At 74.0% G+C, this 19,727-nt stretch carries 13 protein-coding genes; 2 read left to right on the top strand and 11 right to left on the bottom strand.

Annotated features, from left to right (window positions below; translation table 11 throughout):
- Positions 1-459: 459 nt before the first annotated feature.
- Both IH61_RS0115150 and IH61_RS0115145 read left to right on the top strand, forming a co-directional pair.
- Complete coding sequence (locus IH61_RS0115150; RefSeq protein ID WP_031069819.1) at positions 460-2,181, top strand: putative Ig domain-containing protein; 1,722 nt, start codon at positions 460-462, stop codon at positions 2,179-2,181.
- Positions 2,182-2,349: 168 nt separating this feature from the next.
- Positions 2,350-3,009 (top strand): DUF4232 domain-containing protein, encoded by a 660-nt coding sequence (locus tag IH61_RS0115145; RefSeq protein WP_031069817.1) that lies wholly within the window; start codon positions 2,350-2,352, stop codon positions 3,007-3,009.
- A 20-nt stretch (positions 3,010-3,029) separates the two neighbouring features.
- Here IH61_RS0115145 and IH61_RS0115140 read toward each other — a convergent pair whose 3' ends face one another.
- The 11 genes from IH61_RS0115140 to IH61_RS0115090 form a co-directional block, all read right to left on the bottom strand.
- Complete coding sequence (locus IH61_RS0115140) at positions 3,030-5,459, bottom strand: glycosyl hydrolase family 95 catalytic domain-containing protein (RefSeq protein ID WP_051837091.1); 2,430 nt, start codon at positions 5,457-5,459, stop codon at positions 3,030-3,032.
- Between the two features lie 97 nt (positions 5,460-5,556).
- Positions 5,557-6,450, bottom strand: a complete 894-nt coding sequence (gene larE / locus IH61_RS0115135) for an ATP-dependent sacrificial sulfur transferase LarE (RefSeq protein WP_234327185.1) — start codon at positions 6,448-6,450, stop codon at positions 5,557-5,559.
- The gene (gene larC / locus IH61_RS0115130; protein WP_031069812.1) at positions 6,447-7,661 is read right to left on the bottom strand and encodes a nickel pincer cofactor biosynthesis protein LarC; all 1,215 of its coding nucleotides are present in this window, start codon (positions 7,659-7,661) and stop codon (positions 6,447-6,449) included. Before larC ends, larE begins: the two co-directional genes overlap by 4 nt.
- On the bottom strand, positions 7,658-8,341 hold the full coding sequence (gene larB / locus IH61_RS0115125) for a nickel pincer cofactor biosynthesis protein LarB (protein ID WP_031069810.1): 684 nt from the start codon (positions 8,339-8,341) through the stop codon (positions 7,658-7,660). Before larB ends, larC begins: the two co-directional genes overlap by 4 nt.
- A 75-nt stretch (positions 8,342-8,416) precedes the next feature.
- Entirely contained in the window at positions 8,417-9,706 is a 1,290-nt protein-coding gene (gene larA, locus IH61_RS0115120; RefSeq protein ID WP_031069808.1) for a nickel-dependent lactate racemase, read from the bottom strand.
- A complete protein-coding gene (locus IH61_RS0115115) occupies positions 9,703-10,581 on the bottom strand; it encodes an amidohydrolase family protein (protein WP_037972737.1) in 879 nt (292 codons plus the stop codon). Before IH61_RS0115115 ends, larA begins: the two co-directional genes overlap by 4 nt.
- A 274-nt stretch (positions 10,582-10,855) precedes the next feature.
- Positions 10,856-12,688: an ABC transporter ATP-binding protein gene (locus IH61_RS0115110; protein ID WP_199823319.1), complete on the bottom strand. Its 1,833-nt coding sequence runs from the start codon at positions 12,686-12,688 to the stop codon at positions 10,856-10,858.
- Entirely contained in the window at positions 12,685-14,631 is a 1,947-nt protein-coding gene (locus IH61_RS0115105) for an ABC transporter ATP-binding protein (RefSeq protein WP_078911110.1), read from the bottom strand. The genes IH61_RS0115110 and IH61_RS0115105 overlap by 4 nt, the downstream gene beginning before the upstream one ends.
- Positions 14,632-14,769: 138 nt before the next feature.
- Positions 14,770-16,020 (bottom strand): FAD-binding protein, encoded by a 1,251-nt coding sequence (locus IH61_RS0115100; RefSeq protein WP_031069802.1) that lies wholly within the window; start codon positions 16,018-16,020, stop codon positions 14,770-14,772.
- 65 nt (positions 16,021-16,085) lie between these two features.
- Positions 16,086-17,930: a phosphatase PAP2 family protein gene (locus IH61_RS0115095; protein WP_078911115.1), complete on the bottom strand. Its 1,845-nt coding sequence runs from the start codon at positions 17,928-17,930 to the stop codon at positions 16,086-16,088.
- Positions 17,931-18,195: 265 nt separating this feature from the next.
- Complete coding sequence (locus tag IH61_RS0115090; RefSeq protein WP_051837088.1) at positions 18,196-19,557, bottom strand: jacalin-like lectin; 1,362 nt, start codon at positions 19,555-19,557, stop codon at positions 18,196-18,198.
- Positions 19,558-19,727 lie beyond the last annotated feature (170 nt).

Raw genomic sequence — 19,727 nt, 5'->3', positions numbered from 1 at the left:
GCGACTTCGCCCTCGCCAACGCCTACAACAACACCCCCGACCTGACCTTCCAGTTCGGCAACCCCGGCGACACCCCCGTCACCGGCAACTGGAACTGATGACAGATAGCAACGGCCTGACCTCGACAACTCCCGGTCCGTTCCGTCCCGGTGGCAGCCCTGAGAGGCTGCCACCGGGGCGGGCCGGATTGTCGGGGGATCGCGAACGCGTCGGCGACGCGGGCCGCCGGGCGGGAGACGGCGGTGCGCGCTGGGGGGTGATCACCCCGGGAGTCCGAGGGTCGTGGCGGCGCGTCCCCTGGCTGAGGGCGTGAAGCGGCGCCGGTGGTGGCGAGTGTGCGGTGATGTGCAGAACCGACGCGTTCCGTTCAGGCGCCGCTCACCGCATCATGGGACTGTGTCTCCGCGCCTACGCGCGTAGCACTCCCCTGTACCCCCGACGAGACAAGGGACCTGATCCATGCTCAGACGCCTCCACGCCATACGCCCGATCGCCCTGGGCGCCGTCGCGCTGACCGTGCTCGCCGGTGCGGCCGCGCTGCCGCAGCAGGCCACGGCGGCGGGTGCCGGGCCCGCCGCGGCGCCCGCCGCCACGGTCGTGAAGCACCGTGTGCTGTTCGACAACACCAAGGCCGAGACCGCCGGGAACGCGGACTGGATCATCAGCACCAGCCAGCCGGACCCGCTCGCCGAGAACGCCAACCCGCAGGCGGCGACCGACTGGACGGGGGCGATCTCCAGCTGGGGTGTCGCCCTGCAGAAGACGGGCCAGTACAGCCTCAAGACCCTGCCGAAGGGCTCCTCCATCACCTACGGCACGGGCGGCGCCCTGGACCTGGCGAACTTCGACGAGTTCGTGCTGCCGGAGCCGAACGTCCGGCTGAGCGACGCCGAGAAGACGGCGGTCATGACGTTCGTGCAGAACGGCGGCGGCCTGTTCCTGATCTCCGACCACACGGGCAGCGACCGCAACAACGACGGCTGGGACTCCCCCGCGATCATCAACGACCTGATGACCGCCAACTCGGTCAACAGCAACGACCCGTTCGGGCTCTCCGTCGATCTGCTCAACATCCAGACCGACAACCCGACCGCCGTCAACGACGCCACCGACCCCGTGCTGCACGGGCCGTTCGGCACCGTCACCGGCAGCATCATCCGCAACGGGACCACCTTCACCCTCAAGCCCGCCGACAACCCCTCCGTCAAGGGCATCGTCTACCGCACCGGCTCCTCCGGTAACACCGGCGCCTTCTTCGCCACCAGTAGCTTCGGCAAGGGCCGCGTCGCCATCTGGGGCGACAGCTCGCCCATCGACGACGGCACCGGCGAGGCCGGAAAGACGCTCTTCAACGGCTGGGACGACCCGGCCGGCACCGACGCCGCGCTCGGGCTCAACGCCACCGCCTGGGTCGCCGGCAGCGGCAGCTCCACCACCGGCGGCGTGACCCTCACCAACCCGGGCGCCCGGACGGCCACCGTCGGCACCGCCGCGAGCCTCCAGCTCTCCGCCACCGACACCGCCGGCGGCACCCTCGGCTACAGCGCCTCCGGCCTGCCCGCCGGCCTGGGCCTCAACGCCACCACCGGCCTGATCAGCGGCACCCCGACCACCGCCGGGACGTACTCCGTGACGGCCACCGCCACCGACTCCACCGGCCCGTCCTCCTCCGTCACCTTCACCTGGACCGTCCAGCCCGCCGGGGGCACCGGCTGCACCGCCGCGCAGCTGCTCACCAACCCCGGCTTCGAGGCCGGTACGACGGCCGGCTGGACGGAGACCAACTCCGGTGGCACCAGCACGATCAACAGCAGCGCCGGCGAGCCCGCGCACTCCGGCACGTACGACGTCTGGCTGGACGGGTACGGCAGCGCCAACACCGACACCCTCGCCCAGACGGTGACCCTGCCGACCGGCTGCAGCAGCTACACCTTCAGCTTCTGGCTGCACGTCGACACCGCCGAGCCCACCACCAGCGCGTACGACAAGCTGACGGTGACCGCCAACGGCACCACCCTCGCGACGTACTCCAACGTCAACGCGGCCTCCGGCTACCAGCAGCACAGCTTCAACCTGTCCGCGTACGCGGGCACGAGCGTGACCCTCAAGTTCAGCGGCGTCGAGGACTACACCAAGCAGACCTCCTTCGTCCTGGACGACACCGCCGTCAACGTGGCGTGACCCGACGCCCGGTCGCCCTCCCCGCGCGGGGAGGGCGACCGGGCCGTCTCGGACGTGTAACAGCTGTGTACGGACGGGCGGTTGAGCGGAACGGTTCAACTGGGCGCGCTGTCATGGCCATCGGAAGCGGCGGGAACGACCGCTCGCACCGATGGGGAGGAACACGGGATGCGCGTTCACAAGGTCACCTTCGCGGCCCTGGCCGTTGCCGCGGGTCTGGCGCTCACGGCCTGTCAGAACGACGACGCGAGCACGGACCAGAGCAAGCCCACCGCAGCGCCGACCGTCACCACCGCGCCCTCCGCGCCGCCTGCGCCGTCCACTCCCTCCGCCACTTCCCCCGCCACTTCCTCCGCCGCGCCGAAGGGCACCGCGGCCCCGACCGGTTCCGCCGACGGCGGGAAGGCGGGCGGCAAGTGCCGGACCGACGATCTGACGATCACCGCCGTGGACCGCACCATCGACGGCGACGCCGAGCGCACCGTCGTGGTCGAGCTGAAGAACCGCAGCGGCCACGACTGCTCGCTCTCCGGGTACGCGGGCGTCGACCTGAAGACCAGCGCCGGGACGCTGTCGGCGACGCGTTCGGGGGAGCCGGTCGTAGCGGGTGTCGTCAAGAGCGGGAAGTCGACCTTCTTCGGCATCACGTACCCCAACAACAAGTCCGGCGGCACGGGAGTGCGCGTCACCGGCGTGGTCGTGACCCCGCCGGACGAGACGAAGCCCGTCACCCTCCCCTGGCCCGGCGCCGCCACCCTGCCGGTGACGGAGGGCGGCGGCACCCCGGTGAAGATCGGCCCGATGGGCAGCGCCGGCCAGGGCAACTGACCGGTCCCTCCCGTCCGGGTTCAGTGCCCGGCGTCCGGCGCCGGGTAGGAGAGCCGCAGGTGACCGCCCGCCGGAAGGCGGACCCGGAGGCGGCGCGCGTCGCCGGGGGCGGAGGCCGCCGCGACCAGGTTGCCGTCCTCGTCCGTCACGACGGGAACGCCCCCGCGCTCGGGCAGGTACAGGTCCGCCGTGGTGTCCCTCGCCGCCCGCAGTTCGGCCCCGGCCAGCACACCCCGGCGCCAGCTCAGGCCGACCGTGAGCCCTCCCCGGGCCCGCAGGCCCCGGACGTCCCCGTCCGGCCAGGACGGCGGCAGCGCGGGCAGCAGCCGCAGGACGCCGTTGTGGCTCTGCAGCAGCGCCTCGGCGACGGCGGCGGTCATGCCGAGGTTGCCGTCGATCTGGAAGATCCGGGGCGGGTGCAGGTCGAAGAGGTTGGGCGCGATCGAGGTGGCGAGCAGTCGCTCGACGGCGTGCCCGGTGAGCGCGCCGTCGCCCAGGCGGGCGGCGAGGGCCGCGACCCAGGCGAGGCTCCAGCCGGTGCCGCCTCCGCCGTGCTCCAGTCGGCGTCGGAGGGCCCGGCGGGCCGGGTCCAGCAGGGTGGTGTCACCGAGCGGGTCGACGGCGCTGCCCGGGTAGAGGCCGTACAGGTGGGAGAGGTGGCGGTGGCCGGGGTCCTCCTCCGGGAGGTCGTCCCTCCATTCCAGCAGGCGGCCGTCGGCTCCGAGGGACGGTGGGCGCAGCCGGGCGCGGACGCCGGCCAGTTCCCCGGCCAGCTCGTGGTCGACGCCGAGTTCGCGGGCGGCGGCGACGGTGTTGTCGAGGAGTTCGGCGGCGAGCCAGTGGTCCATGGTGGCGCCGGCGTCGACGGCGGCCAGGGAGCCGTCGGCGAGCCGGAAGTGGTGCTCCGGTGAGGTGGACGGGCAGGTCACCAGCGCGCCGTCCGCGTCCTCGACGAGGAGGTGGGTGAGGAAGCGGGCGGCCTCGCGCATGGCCGGGTAGGCGCGGTCGGCGAGGAACTCGCGCTCCCCGTGGAAGAGGTGGTGGTCCCACAGGTGGGCGGCGAGCCAGGGCCCGGCCATGGGCCAGTGCGCCCAGACCGGGTCGCCCGAGACGGGGTTGGTGGCGCGCCAGAGGTCGACGTTGTGGTGGCAGCACCAGCCGGGCGCGTCGTAGTACGCCCGGGCGGTGGAGCGCCCGGCTTCGGCGAGGTCGGCGACGAGGTCGAACAGCGGAGCATGGCATTCGGCGAGGCCCGTGGTCTCGGCGGGCCAGTAGTTCATCTGGAGGTTGATGTTCGACGTCCAGTCGCAGTTCCACGGCGGGGTGAGGTCGTTGTTCCAGATGCCCTGGAGGTTGGCGGGCTGGGTGCCCGGCCGGGAGGAGGCGACGAGCAGGTAGCGGCCGTAGGCGAACAGTCGGGCGGTGAGCGCCGGGTCCTCGGCGCCGGCGTTCGCGGCGGCGAGGCGCTCGTCGGTCGGCCGCTGCTCGGCCTCCGCCGGGCCGTGGAGGTGGAGTTCGGCCGCGCCGAAGAGCCTGCGGTGGTCGGCGACGTGTGCGGCGCGCAGTTCGTCGAAGTCCTGCCCGCCGCTCCGGTCCAGCCACCGGTGGGCCTCGGCGAGCGCCGCCTCGGGGCCGTCCGGCCGCTGCCGCCAGTCCCGGTACCCGGTGCCGACGGCGACCAGGAGCTCCGCCTCGTCGGCGCCGGTGACCTCGAGCGAGCCGTCCACGGCGCGGGTGGTTCCGTTCACCGTCCGCACGCGTATCGCGGCGGCGAAGCCCGTGCCCTCGTCGTCCCGGTGGACGGTGGCGGCGCCCCGCCAGGACGCGGCGCGCCCGGATATCGACAGTGCTCCGGGTTCGACCGCGCTGGTGGCGGCCGGGTGGGGTGTCGTGAGGCTCACGCGGAAGGTGAGGGCGCCGGGGGTGTCCGTGCGCAGGCGCAGGGCCAGCACGCCCGCGGGCGCGGAGACGAAGCTCTCCCTCCGGTACCGGGCTCCTCCTTCGGTGAACGAGACGGTGTGCACGGCCTGGTCGAGGTCGAGTTCGCGCCGGTAGTCGGCGGCCTCGCCCTCCTCGCGGGCCGGGAAGGTCAGCAGGAGGGTGGCGAGCGGCTGGTACGCCTCGGTGTCGGGGCCCTGGAAGTGGGCCGTGGAGATCGCGTGGGCGTCGGCGTGGGCGCGCTCGCGCAGCACGGCCTCCCGCAGGGCGGGCAGGTGGCGGGCGGCTTCCGCCCGGTCGCGGGGGCCGGGCCCGCCGGACCACAGGGTGTCCGCGTTGAGTTCGATCCGCTCGGTGCGCACCCCTCCGTACGTCATGGCGCCGAGCCGGCCGTTGCCGAGGGGCAGCGCCTCGAGGAAGTCGTCGGCGGGGCGTCGGTACCAGAGGGTCTGCTCGGGCGTCGGGTGGGTGTCCGTCGGCACGCTGTCCGTCAGCGCGGGGTCCGTCGGCACGGGGTCCGTCCGATCGTGGGCGGGGCGGAGGAAGGGTGTCGGGGGGCGGTACCGGCGGTGCCGTGGCGTTCGCGGTCCGGGAGGGGGGCGGCGCACGTCAGGGCTCCCGGGGGGTGGCGCGCCGCTCGTGGTTGAGCCGGCCGGAGGCGAAGCCGTCGACCACGACGGGCGTGGTGCCGAAGCCCGCCTCGCCGACGCTCTCCGCCAGGGAGGCGAGTGCGGCCGCCGCGGTGGCCGTCTCGGGGTCGAGTTCGATCCGCACGGTGTCGCCGAGGTCGCGCACCCGCAGCTGCTCGGTGCGCAGCCCGGCCCGGTGGAGCGCCCGGCGTACCGCCGCCTCGGCGCGGTCGACCCGGGCCAGTCGGTGGCGGGTGACGGGGATGCCGTAGCGGATGCGGCTGGCCAGGCAGGGGGTGGCCGGTTTGTCCCAGGTGGGCAGGGACCACAGCCGGCTGACGGCCCGTACGTCCGCCTTGGTCAGGCCGGTGTCCAGCAGCGGGGTGCGGATGCCGCGCTCGCGCCCGGCCCTGATTCCGGGCCGGAACGGGTCGGCCGCGTCGTCGGCGTTGGTGCCGGTGGCGACCAGGTCGAAGCCGTGCTCGCGGGCCGTTCCGGCGATCGTGTCGAGGACCTCGGACTTGCAGAAGTAGCAGCGGTCCGGGCCGTTGGCCCGGTAGCCGGGGCTGTTCAACTCCTCGGTGCGGGGGGCGAGGTGGGTCACGCCGAGGCTCTCGGCGAGGGCGCGGGCGGCGTCGAGTTCGCCGGAGGCGAGGCTCTCGGAGACGGCCGTCACGGCGAGGACGGCGTCGGGCCCGAGGGCGCGCGCGGCGGCGGCGAGCACGAGGGCGGAGTCGGCGCCGCCGGAGTAGGCGACGGCGAAGGGCCCGGTCGCGCGTACGGCCGACAGCAGGGCGGCGGCCTTCACCTCGACCACCTCCGCCGGGTTGTCGTCCGTGTGATCGCTGTCCGGCCTGCCGTTCATGGCGTTCATGGCGTTCCGCCTTCCTCCGTCGAGCCCTCGGGGTGTTCCCGCTCGGCCAGCCGCCGGGCCCGCTCGGCGACGACGCGCAGCGGCAGGCCCGTGAGCGCGGCGGCGGTCGCGGCGTCGTCGTGCTCGGCCTTGGCCCCGAAGGGCCCTTGCTTCACGCGGACGGGCACGCCGCCGACGTCGACGGTGCGCGTACTCCGCGGTACCGCGACGCGGGTCTGGGCGGTGTGCCGGATGCCGAGCGTTCCGGTCTCCGCGAGCACCAGTGCCTGGAGCCGTCCGACGGCCTCCGGCCGGGCGAGGACGTGCAGCACCTGCGCCGGCCGGCCCTTCTTCATCACCGCCGGCGTCGTCCAGGCGTCGAGCGCGCCCTCGTCCAGCGCCCGGGCGATGGTGTGGGCGAGGGTCTCGCCGGTGACGTCGTCGAGGTTGGTCTCCAGGGTGACCAGGGCCTCGAGCGTCGTGCCGTGCACGTCCGGCGGGTCCGGCGCGCCCGGCGGGTCCTGGGGGCGGCCGAGGGTGACGGCGACGACGTTGGGGCGGTCGGGCAGGACGCGTGTTCCGGCTCCGTAGCCCGTCGCCACGGGCGTCATGGTCGGCGGCGGGCCGTAGCGGGCACCGGCGGCGCGCAGCAGGGCGGCGCCGGTCGGGGTGACGGTCTCGCCGCGCAGGTCGGTGCCGGTGACCACGGCGCCCTCCAGCAGGGCGAGGGTCGCGGGGGCGGGGCAGGGCAGCAGTCCGTGCGCGGCGCGGACCCGGCCGGTGCCGAGGGGCAGCGGGGCGGACACGACCTCGGTGACGCCGAGGGCGTGCAGGGCGGCGGCGACGCCGACGATGTCCACCAGGGCATCGTGGCCTCCGAGTTCGTGCAGGTGGACCTCGGCGGGGTCGGTGCCGTGCAGCCGGCCCTCGGCGTGGGCGATCGCCGTGAGGGCCGCGGTGCTCAGTGCGGCCACCGGCTCGGGCCGCGCCGAGGCGGCCAGTTCCAGCAGTTCGGCGGCCCGCCGCTCGGTGGCGCTGTCGGTCACCCGTACCCGGGCGCTGGTCGCGGTGAGCCCGTGCACGGTCACCCGCTCGGCTTCGAGTTCCCAGCCGGTGAGGCCCGTCGCGCCGATCGAGGCCCTGACCTCGTCCAGAGGCGCGCCGGCGTCGAGGAGGGCGCCGAGGAGCATGTCGCCGGCGAGGCCCGTGAACGGGTTGATCCAGCAGATCACGGGCGCCGCCTCCCCGCCCAGGCGAGGCGGTGGGCGGCCATCGCCGCGCCGAAGCCCGAGTCGATGTTGACCACCGTGATGCCGGCCGCACAGGAGGCGTGCATGGCCAGCAGGGCGGTGATGCCCTCGAGGGAGGCGCCGTAGCCCGTCGAGACGGGCACGGCGATCACCGGGCAGCCGACCAGCCCTCCGACGACGCTGGCCAGGGCGCCCTCCATCCCGGCCACGACCACGACCGTGTCGCTCGCGCGCAGCTGTTCCCGGACGCGGAGCACGCGTTGGAGTCCGGCCACGCCCACGTCGTGCACGGTGGTGACCGTCAGTCCGACGGCCGTGGCCACGGCGGAGGCTTCCGCCGCCACCGACCAGTCGGAGGTGCCGCCGGAGACGACGGTCAGGGCGAAGCCGACCGGTTCGGCCGGGCGGCGCCAGAGCAGCAGGCCCGCGAGGGCGTCGTAGGTGCCTCCCGGCACGTGGGCGAGGACGTCGGTGGCGGTTTCCGCGTCGACGCGGGTGACCAGGACCGGCCCGGTGTTGTCGCGCAGCAGCTCGGTGACGATCGCGCGGATCTGGGCGGGGGTCTTGCCGGGCCCGTAGACGGCTTCGGGCAGCCCCTGGCGCTGCTCACGGCCGATGTCCACCTGGGCGAAGTCGAGGTCGTGGACTCGGTTGGGGTGCATGCGGCTCTGCTCCTCCTGGTGCTGTGCGCGGTGCTGTGGGTGGGGGGAGGCGGGTCGGGCGGAGGGGCCCGCGGATCAGAGCGCCGCCGCTTCGCCGTGCCGCAGGTACGGGATGGTCATGGGGCCCTCCGGCAGGACGCACACCCGGGCGTCGGGGCCGGCGGCGGCGAGCGCCTCGGCCACGGTCGCGGCGATGTCGTCGGTCTGTTCCAGGTGGGCGGTGGCGAGTTCGGCGTCGCCGAGGTGGGAGGTGTGCATCACCACGCGGCAGGAGGACTGGATGCGGGCCTGCACCTGCACCTGCCACTGGTCGGGCACGGTCACCGCTCTGGCCCGGATGTCGGCGAGCAGCGCCTGCGGGGAGGGCGCGGAGGCCAGCACCTCGCGGTAGGAGCCGTGGTCGGGGAAGCCGTCGCGGCACTCGGCCGCGCAGACGATGAGCCCGCCGGGCCGGACCACCGTGTGGGCCGCCGACATGCCCTTGACCGACTGGTAGAGGTTCTGGTCGAGCGGATGGCCCGCGTTGGTGGTGACCACCACGTCGAAGAGGCGGTCGACCGGGCGCATCGCGATCCGGCGGGCGGCAGCGGTGGCCGCGGCGTGCATGGGCAGCAGGTCGCCGCCGAACGCCTCCACGATGCGGTGGTCGCGGTTGAGGACGACGTCGAGCGCGAAGTCGACGCCGGTGCCCGCGGCGATGGCGCGCACGTCGTCGTGGACGGGGTTGCCGTGGGTGGTGCCCCAGGTGGCCCGGGGGTCTCCGATCCGCTTGGCGTCGTGCAGGACGAGCACCGTCTCCAGCCCGGCCAGGCCGGGGGCGACCAGCTTGGGGCCGCCGGAGAAGCCGGCGAAGAAGTGCGGCTCGACGAATCCGGTGGTGATCCGGACGTCCGCTTCCACCCACTCGCGGTTGAGCCGGACCGGGACGTCGTCGCCCCAGCGGCCCATCCACGTCAACCGGGCGTCGTCGCGGGCGTCGTGGTTGACGATCCGGATGTGGTCGACCACCTCGTCGCCGAACATCCGCCGCAGCTCGTCCGGGTCGTTGCCCCGGTGGGTGCCGGTGGCCACGAGGATCACCACGTCCTGCGGCCGGACGATCCCGTCGAGTTCGGCCAGGACGGCCGGGATCATCAGGTGGCGCGGCTGCGGGCGGGTGCCGTCGCAGGCCGAGATGGCCACGGTCTGCCCCGGCCTCACCCGCTCGCGCAGCGGCGGCCCGGCGACGGGGCGGCGCAGCGCGGCGCGGAGCACGGCCGTCTCGTCGGCGGCTCCGGGGTGGTGCAGCGGCTCCACGACCGTGGTGACGGCGGGGTCGACCTCGAGGTCGAGCCCGGTCTCCCCGTAGGCGAGGCGGATCCTCATGCCGGTACCTCCTCCTCGCCGGGGCGGGCCGCTTCGCCGAGCCCGTAGGTCCTGGCCGCGGTGCCGCCGAAGACATGTGAGCGCTCACATGATTCGAGACTGTCCGTCAACTCCTCGGTCGTGCTGATGACTTGCTCATAGGAGGCGGCGACCAGGCAGACCGGCCAGTCGGAGCCGAACATCACGCGGTCGGGCCCGAAGGCGTCGAGGACCGTGTCGGCGTAGGGGCGCAGATCGGCGACGCTCCAGCCGTCCGGGGCGGCCTCCGTCACCATGCCGGAGAGCTTGCAGACGACGTTGGGCTCGCGAGCCAGTTCGCACAACAGGGCGGCCCAGGGCTCCAGTTCGCCCCGCGCGATCGGCGGCTTGGCGAGGTGGTCCAGGACGAACGGCTGCCCCGGCAGGGCGCGCACCGTGTCGATGGCGGCGGGCAGTTGGTGGGGCCGCACGAGCAGGTCGTAGCAGAGCCCGGCGTCGCCGACCGCGCGCAGACCGCGCCGGACGTCGGGGCGGGCGAGCCATGCAGGGTCGGGTTCGCCCTGGACGAGGTGCCGGATACCGACGAGCCGGTCGCCGCCGGGCCCTCGCCGCAGTTCGGCGAGGGTGTCGGCGATGCCGGGCGCGGTGAGGTCCGTCCAGCCGACGACCCCCGCGATCAGCGGTTCGGCGGCGGCCAGGGCGAGGAACTCCCCGGTCTCGTCGGCATCGGGCAGGACCTGCACCAGCACGGTGCGGTCGATGCCGGCCGCCCGGGCGTGGGGGGCGAGGTCGGCCGGTCCGAAGTCTTGCCGGACGGGCGCCAACTCCGGGGCGTCGAGCCAGGTTTGCGGGCGCCGGGTCAGGTCCCACAGGTGGTGGTGCGCGTCGACTCTCACGCGCGGTCGCTCCTCGGTCGGTGGTGGACGGGTGGTCGGGTACGGGCCTGGTCCGGCTGCGGTTCGACCGACGGGCCGGGGGCGGGCCGGGGACGGCGCCAACGTAGCAGGAGATCCCATGTCTCGAAAGGCGATCGGCGACTTCCTCGCCAAGCTTCACAGATGACCTGCAGGTTTACCGGACCCGGCCGTACTCGCGAACGCCCGGGCCACCCCCTTCTCGGTGGATACATCCCATGTCTCTACCGGGAGGGGCCGGTCCGAGCGCCCCGGCTCATGATCCGGCGTAGGCGGTCGCCTGGATGCCGTAGAGCTCGGCGTAGCGCCCCCCGAGGGCCAGCAGCTCCCGGTGCGAGCCGACCTCCTCCAGGCGCCCCCGGTCGAGCACCAGGATGAGGTCGGCGCCGGTGACGGTCGAGAACCGGTGCGAGACGATGACCGTGATCGCCCCGGTGCGCTCGGCGAGTTCGCGGGCGCGGGCCATCTGCCGCTGGAAGATCTCCTGTTCGCTGGGGGCGTCCAGGGAGGCCGTGGGCTCGTCCAGGACGAACAGCAGCGGCTCGCGGCGCATGGTCGCCCGCGCCAGGGCCGTCTTCTGCCACTGGCCCTCGGACAGCTCCACCCCGCCCAGGGCGCGGCCGAGCCGGGTGTCGACGCCCTGGGGCAGCCGGCTGACGAAGCCGGTGGCCTCGGCCTCGCGCAGGGCTTCGGCGATGCGTCCCCGGTCGTCGACGTGCGGCAGGTCGCCCAGCCCGACCGTCTCGGAGAAGACGGTGCGGTACCGGCCGAAGTCCTGGAACGCGGCGCTCGTGCGGGCGTGCCAGCCCTCGCCGTCGTGGAGGGCGAGGTCCACCCCGTCGACGGTGATGCGGCCGGAGTCCGGCCGGTAGAAGCGGTTGAGCAGCTTGACCAGCGTGGTCTTGCCGGAGCCGTACTCGCCGACGATCGCGACCACCGTCCCGGCCGGGATGGTGAAGCTCACGTCCTCCAGGGCGAACCGGTCGGTGCCGGGGTAGCGGTAGCTGACCCGCTCGAAGGCGATGCCCTCGGTGAGCCGGGGCGGCGTGGCGAGCCCGCCGGAGCCGTGCGTGCGCCGCTCGGCGACGAAGCGGCGCAGCCACAGGTAGGGCTCGACGAAGCGCTGGGCGGCCACGGAGTCGGTCGTACGGCCGACCGCGGCCTCGACCGAGCCGCGCAGGGTGGAGGCGACGGTGATGGCGAGGACGATGTCGCCGGGCGAGCCGTGCCCGTCGGCGGTGCGGTGGATGACGACGGCCAGCGCGGCGACGAAGCCGACGGTGAACAGCGACCAGCCGCTCACCCGCCAGGCGGCGGCCCGCATTTCGGCCCGGAACCTGTGGGTCGCGACCGCCTCCCAGACCGCGGCCTGACGGCGGACCAGTTCACCGGCGGCCCCGGCGACCCGGATCTCCTTGGCCGCCGCCTCCTCCGAGGCCGTGTCGAACAGGTGCTTCTGGAGGCGGACCGCCTCCGCCGTGTCGGTCTCGGCCCGGCTGACGCGGCGCTGGCCCTGCCGGTCGAACCAGAGCGGGGCGGCGGCGAACAGGACGAGCAGCAGCAGCCAGGGGCTCACCGTGCCCAGCAGGAGGAGGGAGATGCCGAGTTGGAGCACCCCGAAGAGCGCGGCGACCGCCGACCAGAAGCCGTTCACGATCGCCCAGGGGGCGGAGAGGACGATGTTCACCCGGTCCAGGAAGTCGCTGCGCTCCACGTGCTCCAGCCCGTCCAGCCGCGCGATGTCGCGGTTGATCGAGGCCGGCAGGTCCAGCACCGCGACCTTGTCGACGAGCCGGCCCTTGACGTTGAAGCCCAGATCGCCGAGGGCGGCGGTCGCGGCGTAGACGACGGCGGCCCCGGCCGCCCCGGCCACGGCGGCGCCGGTGTCGTGGGCGATCGCCCCGTTGATGGCCGCGCGCAGGGTCAGCGCGGTGGCGGCGACCGTCACCAGGGACAGCGCCTGGGTGAGCAGGACGGCGATCGTCAGCCCCGGCGCACGGCGGTAGGAGACGGCCGGCAGTTCACGGGCCAGCCCCGCGTACTCCCGTGCGGTCGGCCGGACTTCGGGCTGCTGCGGGTCGAGTGTCACGAGGGATCGCTTTCGTCCGAGCGGTCGTCGTAGCCGAGCCGGAAGCGCTCGGCCTGGATGGTGAAGAGCTCGGCGTAGCGGCCGCCGAGGGCCATGAGTTCGTCGTGGGTGCCGGATTCGGTGATCCGGCCGCCGTCGAGGAGCACGATGCGGTCGGCCTGCCGCACGGTGGACAGGCGGTGCGAGATCAGCACCACACTCGCCCGGCCCCGGTGCTCGGCGAGCCGGCTGAAGACCTCGAACTCGGTGCGCACGTCCAGGTGCGCGGTGGGTTCGTCGAGGACCAGCAGGTCGGCTCCGGTGTGCACGGCGTACAGGGCGCGGGCCAGGACGGCCTGCTGCCACTGGCCGCCGGAGAGGTCGACCCCGCCGGTGCGGGTGCGCGCGAGCGGGGTGTCCCAGCCGTCGGGCAGGCGCTCCAGCACCGCGTCGAAGCCGGAGTCCTTCGCGGCGGCGTCCAGCGCGGCCCGGTCGACGGGCACCGTGGCGTTTCCGAGGGCGACGTTGTCGGCCGCCGACAGCTGGTACTTGACGAAGTCCTGGAAGACGACCGAGACGCGCCGGCGCCAGGCGTCCGGGCCCAGCTCGGCGATGTCCGTCCCGTCCGCCGTGATCCGGCCCCCGGTGGGCCGGTAGAGGCCGGCGAGCAGCTTGATCATGGTGGACTTGCCCGCGCCGTTGAGCCCCACCACGGCCAGCAGTTCGCCGGGCCCGACCTCCAGGCGCAGCCCGTCCAGCACGGTGCGCCTGGTGCCCGGGTAGGCGAAGGAGACGTCCTCGAAGGCGACCAGCGGCGGCTCGGTGCGGCGCCCGCCGTCCCGGGGCGCGGGGACAGCGCGCGCGGGGACGCCGTGCTCGGGGTCGGCGTGCTCGGGGTCGGCGTGCGCGGGGACGGTGTGCGCCGCCGCGGCCTGTACGCCGCCGAGGGCCGCCCGGAGTTCGCCGTGGGCGAGCATGCCCTCGGTCGCGGCGCGGACGCTGCGGACGTCCTCGCTGTAGCCCAGGGACTGCACGAGCGACCAGGAGGCGGCCAGCACCGCGGTGAGGGCCGAGACGCCGACCGTGCCACGGGCGGCGTCGTCGGCCGTGACCAGGTACACGAGCATGAGCGGAGGCCCGATCAGCAGGAGCTGACTCCACTCGCCGCGCATGATCCTGCGGGACACCTCCCAGGTGGGCTCGAACATCGCCCGCAGGTGCTGCTGGACGCGCTCCACCATCCAGTCGGCGAAGCCGAAGACCCGCAGCTCCATGCTGGGGCCGACTTCGGTGAGCCCCTTCACCCACGCCTCCGCACGCAGCCCGTGCTCCACACCCCGCCGCCACGTCCGGATGTAGACGTGCGCCTGACGGGCCCGCAGGTACTGGTTGACCGCGCCGGGCACCAGCAGCACCGGCACGGCCCACCACACGTACTGCGCCAGCACCGCGCAGGCGCCCGCCAGGCCGAGCAGCGAGGTGAGGCGGCGCAGGCGCCCCAGTGCGCCGTCGCCCGGGGTGCGCTCGGTCCAGTTGGCCGGCTGGGCACGGGCGCGGCGGATCAGCTCCTGCACCTGCGGCGTCTCCAGCGCCTCGATCGTCGGGCTCGTCGCGGTGAGGTGCAGGACCCTGGCGCGGTGCGCCCCGTCGATGCGCTGGGAGGCGAGGTGCCCCAGCGGGGCGATCAGCGCCTCGATGACGTGCCCGAGCAGCAGGACCGCGCCGAACACGGCGAGGGGGGCGACGGCGGCGTCGAAGAGGTCCGCGCCCGGATGGCTCTGCACTCTCGCCACCAGGGCCGCGGTGGCCAGCGCCGCGGCCGCCGGGAGGGCCGCCTGCACCACGAGGAGCCCGACCAGTGCGGTCAGGAGCGGCGCTCGCGCGTCGCGCAGCGGGTGGACGAGCAGAGCGAAGCGGCTCGCTCTCGACCGAACGGCGCCGTCGAAGCGCTTCGACTCAAGCATGCGACGAATGTGGCAGGAGTCCTGATGGGGTGTCAACTCATATATTCTGGACCGGTATTCCCATCGATATCATCGAAATCGGCGTCGAATTCCCGAGGTTATGAAGGTCGTCGAACCAGTAGTCGTACTGGCCCCGGGCTACCCGAGGGGAAAGTGGCGGGCGAGGAACTCGTTGCGGAACCTGCCCGCCGGGTCGAGGTCGCGCAGAAGTCCCCGGAAGTCGTCCCAGCGCGGGTAGGACGCGCGGATCGCCTCGGGCGCGGTGGTGAAGACCTTGCCCCAGTGCGGCCGGGCGGAGAAGGCGGACAGGGCCGCCTCGACCGCCCTCACCGCGCCTGCGGCGGCGGCCGCGTCGGGGTGCCAGGTGAAGTGGAAGGCGACGCAGTCGCGCCCGTAGGCGGGGCTGAGCCACAGGTCGTCGGCCGCCACGGTACGGATCTCACCGATCTGCAGGGCCGGTGCGATCCGGTCCCTGACCGCGTCCAGCGCGTCGAAGGCGCGGACGGCGTCGGCGCGGTCGACGAAGTACTCGGACTGCAGCTCGTCGCCGCTGCTCGGCGTGAACTCCGCCCGGAAGTGCGGGAGCCGGTCGTGCCAGCGGCCCGGGGCGCCCAGCTGCCGGGTGCAGGGTTCGGGCGGGCACCCCGGCACGGGATGGCGCGGGCCGTCGGCGAGCACCGCTCCGAGCCAGGCGCCGGGCGCGTCGGGGCCGCCCCGCCGCTTGAGCCAGACCTGGTCGATCCGGTCCGTACGCCAGCGCGTGAAGAGGCTGACGCTGTACGCCGCCGCCATGATCTCGTCGAACCGCTCCCTCAGCACGGTGCCGGGCAGGCCCTCGTAGACCCACTGCCGGACCTCGAAGGCCGGCACCAGGTCCAGGGTCAGCCGGGTGACCACGCCGAGGGCGCCCAGGGCCACGACGGAACCGGGGAACTCCGCCGCGCCCCGGGCGATCGTCCGCAACTCGCCGTCCGCCGTGACCAGTTCGACGGCCCGGACCGCCGTGGCGAGGCTGCCGTTGGTTACCCCCGAGCCGTGCGTCCCGGTGGCGCACGCGCCCGCGACCGAGATGTGCGGCAGGGACCCGAGGTTGTGCAGGGCGAACCCCGCCCGGTCCAGCACCCCGGTGAAATCGGCGAACCGCAGCCCGGCGCTCACCGTGACCGTGCGGGCCCGCTCGTCCACCTCGACCGTCCTGGGCAGGCCCGCGACGGACACCAGGTCGCCCGTGGTGTCCGCGATCGTGTTGAACGAGTGCCCGGTCCCGACGGTTCGCACGGACCGGGCGCCCGCGACGATCCGCCGCAACTCCTCGACGGAGCGCGGCTCGTGGCGGCGCTCGGCGCGGAACCTGATGTTCCCGGCCCAGTTGGTCGCGGCCACGGTCATGGGCGGTGCCTCCTCGGGCTCGGGCTCGGTGCTGCGGCAGGTCGGCAGCGGGTTCAGCAATGGGTTCAGCAGCGGGTCAGCCGCACCGCGAGGCCGTCGTGGGTGTGGATCGGCGTCGCCCGGTACCCGTCCGCGTCGACCGTGACGCTGCCGAACCCGCCCTGCGGCGTGCGCCCGCCGATCACCGGCACCACGACGTCCTCGTCGAGCGCCTCCGCGTCCGGCACCCGCAGGACGAGCCGCGCCCCCGAGCCGAGCGTCACCCGGCCCTCGACCGTCAGGGCCGGGGAGTGGAGGTGATGGAGCGTCACCTCCAGGGCCGTTCCGTCGGCCGCCTGCAGGTAGTCGCCGTGGACCCGGACGGCGCCCCGCTCGGCGTCCACGCGCAGGGTGCCGCCGCGTACCTGGACGCCGCCGCGCCCGAGCGCGTCGCGCGAGCCGGCCACGAGGACTCCGCCCTCCACCACGGTGGTGCCCGTGTAGCGGTTGGTGCCGGTCAGGGTCAGCGTCCCGGTGCCGCGCTTGGTGAGCCCGCCGGGCCCGGCGATGTCGTTGCGCCAGGCGTCCGCCGCGCGGAACCCGCCGTCGGCCGCGTTCAGCTCCACGGTCACGTCCCGCTCGAAGGCGCCGTAGCCGTCGGCCGCGGCGAACAGGTCGAGCCGGCCCCACATCTCCGGGCCGTCCAGCAGGACGTAGCCGGAGGGCAGGGCGGTGGTGCGCAGCACCTCGCGGCGCTGGGCGGCGTCGAGGTAGGGCAGCCTGGTCTCCAGCAGGACCTCGGCGCCCTTGGGCACGACCATCGGCACGTTCCGGCCGCCTCGGCGCAGGACGTACGTCAGCCGCGGGGTGACCTTCTCGGCGTTGACGTCCCGGTCGGCGTACGGGTCCTCGTCCGTGGTGGCCCGGTGGGCGAACTCGTACAGGGTGTCGGCCGAACTGCCCGTCCTCTGCTGGAAGTAGGCGGCGGCCTGGCTCCGGGCGGCGGCCTTGAGGGCGGCGTTGCCCGGGTCGGAGAGGGTGGCCGCGGCGAGTGCGGTGGCGAGCGTGCGGCCGCCGATGACGTCGAGCGGGGAGTGCATGCCCGCGGTGATCCGGGTGTGGCTGAGGTCGAACGCCCGGGCGATCATCTCCTGGAAGCGCTCGGGCACCGCGTACGCGAGGGCCAGCGCGGCCAGGTGGAAGGCGTTGGTGTGACCGCTCACAAAGCCGCCGTCGTCGGCCGGCGAGGTGCCGCGCTGGCGCAGGAGCTGCGGGGCGACGACGACGTCCGACTCGTAGACCGGGTAGCCGAGGGCGTCCGTGGCGCCGGTGTCGACGACCGCGCTGTCCTCGTTCAGCCGCCAGGGGCGCGGGTACCGGTACGCGTACTTGGCGGGGTTGCCCGAGGCGTGCGGCCCGCGGAGCGTGTTGACCAGGGCGACCACCTGCCCCAGCTCCGAGTCGGTGGCCCCGGGGCCGAGCGCGGACCCGGCGGGCGCGCCGGCGGGGACGGCGTCGTCGACCTTCGCGGGCGGGGTGGAGTCGGGCGCCGTGGTGATCGAGGTGACGGCCCGGGCGCCGGTCCGGTAGAGGTCGGCGAGCGGGCCGAGGCCCGCGATGGCGGCGTAGCTCTGGTGCTGGCGGTCGTAGACGAACGCCTCCCGGGCCTCCTCCTCGCTGCGCTCCGTGGTGACCCGCACGCAGTAGCGCACGTTGGCGCGCAGGACGTCGGCCAGCAGGGGCGAGCCGTCGTTCCAGGACGCGCCGGTGTGCCAGATCCGGTTCATCCCGGTGAGGATGCGCACGGCCGCGTTCCCCTCGGGGGTGAGGTCGGCCATCGTGTTGGTCGCGTAGGAGTCCACGAAGGCGGCGCCCTGGGCGGGGCCGGCGGGCGCCGCGGCGGCGCGCTGCGGGGCGGCCAGCAGGCTCATCGCCGTGGGCGCGGCGAGGATGCCGGCCGAGGCGACTGCGGAGTTCCGCAGGAAGCGGCGGCGGTTCAGGGTGGGCTGATCGTTCACGGTGCTCTTCCTGCGGTGCTGGGCCCGGGGGCGTGGCGCGGTTCGGGGCGTGGCGCGGTTCGGGGCGTGGCGCGGTTCGGGGCGTGGCGCGGTTCGGGGCGTGGCGCGGTTCAGGAGCGGGGAGGGTCCCGGCCCGGGCGGCGGCCCGGGCCGGGAGTTCGGCGGCGTGGGGCCGGGGTCAGCGGCGGGTGAGCAGGAGGCCGAGCTTGTCGACGGCGTCGCCGGAGCGTCCGTGGAACCCGGCGATCTGCCAGCCGGCGGGCGCGGTGCGGGTCACGCAGTCGGCGGTGGTGGTGCCGCCGGCCAGGGTGCGGCCCAGGTTGGTGGTGAACGAGGCGGAGAAGATGCGGGTGTGCCCGTTGTACGAGCCCTGGCAGAGGGTCGCCGAGGTCAGGTACTCGTCGCCGCCCAGGGTGAGCGTGGCGGCGGTGCCGCCGGTGCCGCCGTGGGTGAGGGCGGTGCCGTCGGTGAGGGTCAGTCCGACCTGGTCGACGCGGGTGCCGGCCCGCAGGCTGACCGAGGCGGCGCGCGCACCGGCCGGGACGCGGTCGATGTCGTTGTAGAAGTCGCCGTGCGGGCCGCCGAACTGGTCGCTCGCCTGGTAGGCCGGGTTCCGGCTCCAGGTGAAGCCGACCGCGACCGGGTCGTGGTCGGAGAGCATCGTGCCGGAGCCGTCCAGGAAGTCGGCGTGCTTGTTGGCGTACGAGGTCGCGTTCAGCGAGACCAGCGCGCTGCCGCGGAACAGGACCTTGTCGACGATCTCGCAGGTGTCGGTGGGCGCCTTCTGGTCGCACAGCAGCGGGTCGGCGCCCTTGGTCGGTGCCACGCCGCCGCGCTCCAGCTTCACCCACGCGTCGGTCAGCCCGTTGTCGGCGGCGAAGGCGCCGATGGTGTCGTCGGCGCGCGTGTAGCGGGTGTTGGTGTCACCCGCCACGAGGACGGCGTTCCCGGCCGAGTGGGTCCTGATGTAGCCGGTGAGCTGCGCCAGGTTGGCGGCGCGGGCGGTCTCGTCGCCGGGGTTCGTCCCCGCGTTCGCGTGGAGGTTGTAGACGTCCACGTAGACGCCTTCGGCCAGCCGGGTCCGCATGAAGGTGAACCCCTTGGGCGTGAGGCAGTCACCGGAGTCCAGCTGGCAGTCGTTCCACTTGACCCGCTCGAAGTCGTCGGTGTCGTAGGCGAGGCCGGACAGGGTGTTGAGGCCGCTGCCGATGCCCGCCCCACCGCTGGTCGCCGTCCGGTTCGGGTGCGCGTCGGCGGCGTACAGCGCGGCGTGGTAGTTGAAGTCCTCCTGGACGTTCACCAGGTCGTACGGCGCCAGCCGGCTCCCGATGGCAGTGGTGCTGCTCTGCCGGTCGGTCGAGGCGCTGGACAGGACCTGCGGGAGGCCCGCGACGTTGTACGTCAGCACGGAGAACGACCCGCCCGCCGTGTCGGCGTGCGCGGCCGGAGCGGCGGCCAGGCCGCCCAGCGGGGCGGCCGCGCCGAGTGCGACCACGAGGAGGGAGCGGGCGAACGTGTGACGGAAACGGGGCTTGGACATCGTGCTCCGATCGGAGGGCAGCCACGGAAGATCAATCCGGTGCCCGGAGCGTATGAGCGAACCTTGAGAGCGTCAACAGGGCCGGAGCGTCCCACAATCCGCTCTGACCTGGGCATTTATGAGACCATGCCAGATCTCTCACAAAGGTTCTGTTAGCGTTAACAGAGAGT

Origin of the sequence: Streptomyces sp. NRRL WC-3742 (assembly GCF_000720635.1) — a bacterium.
Taxonomy (GTDB): Bacteria; Actinomycetota; Actinomycetes; order Streptomycetales; family Streptomycetaceae; genus Kitasatospora.
This window is presented reverse-complemented; position numbering and strand designations above follow the sequence as displayed.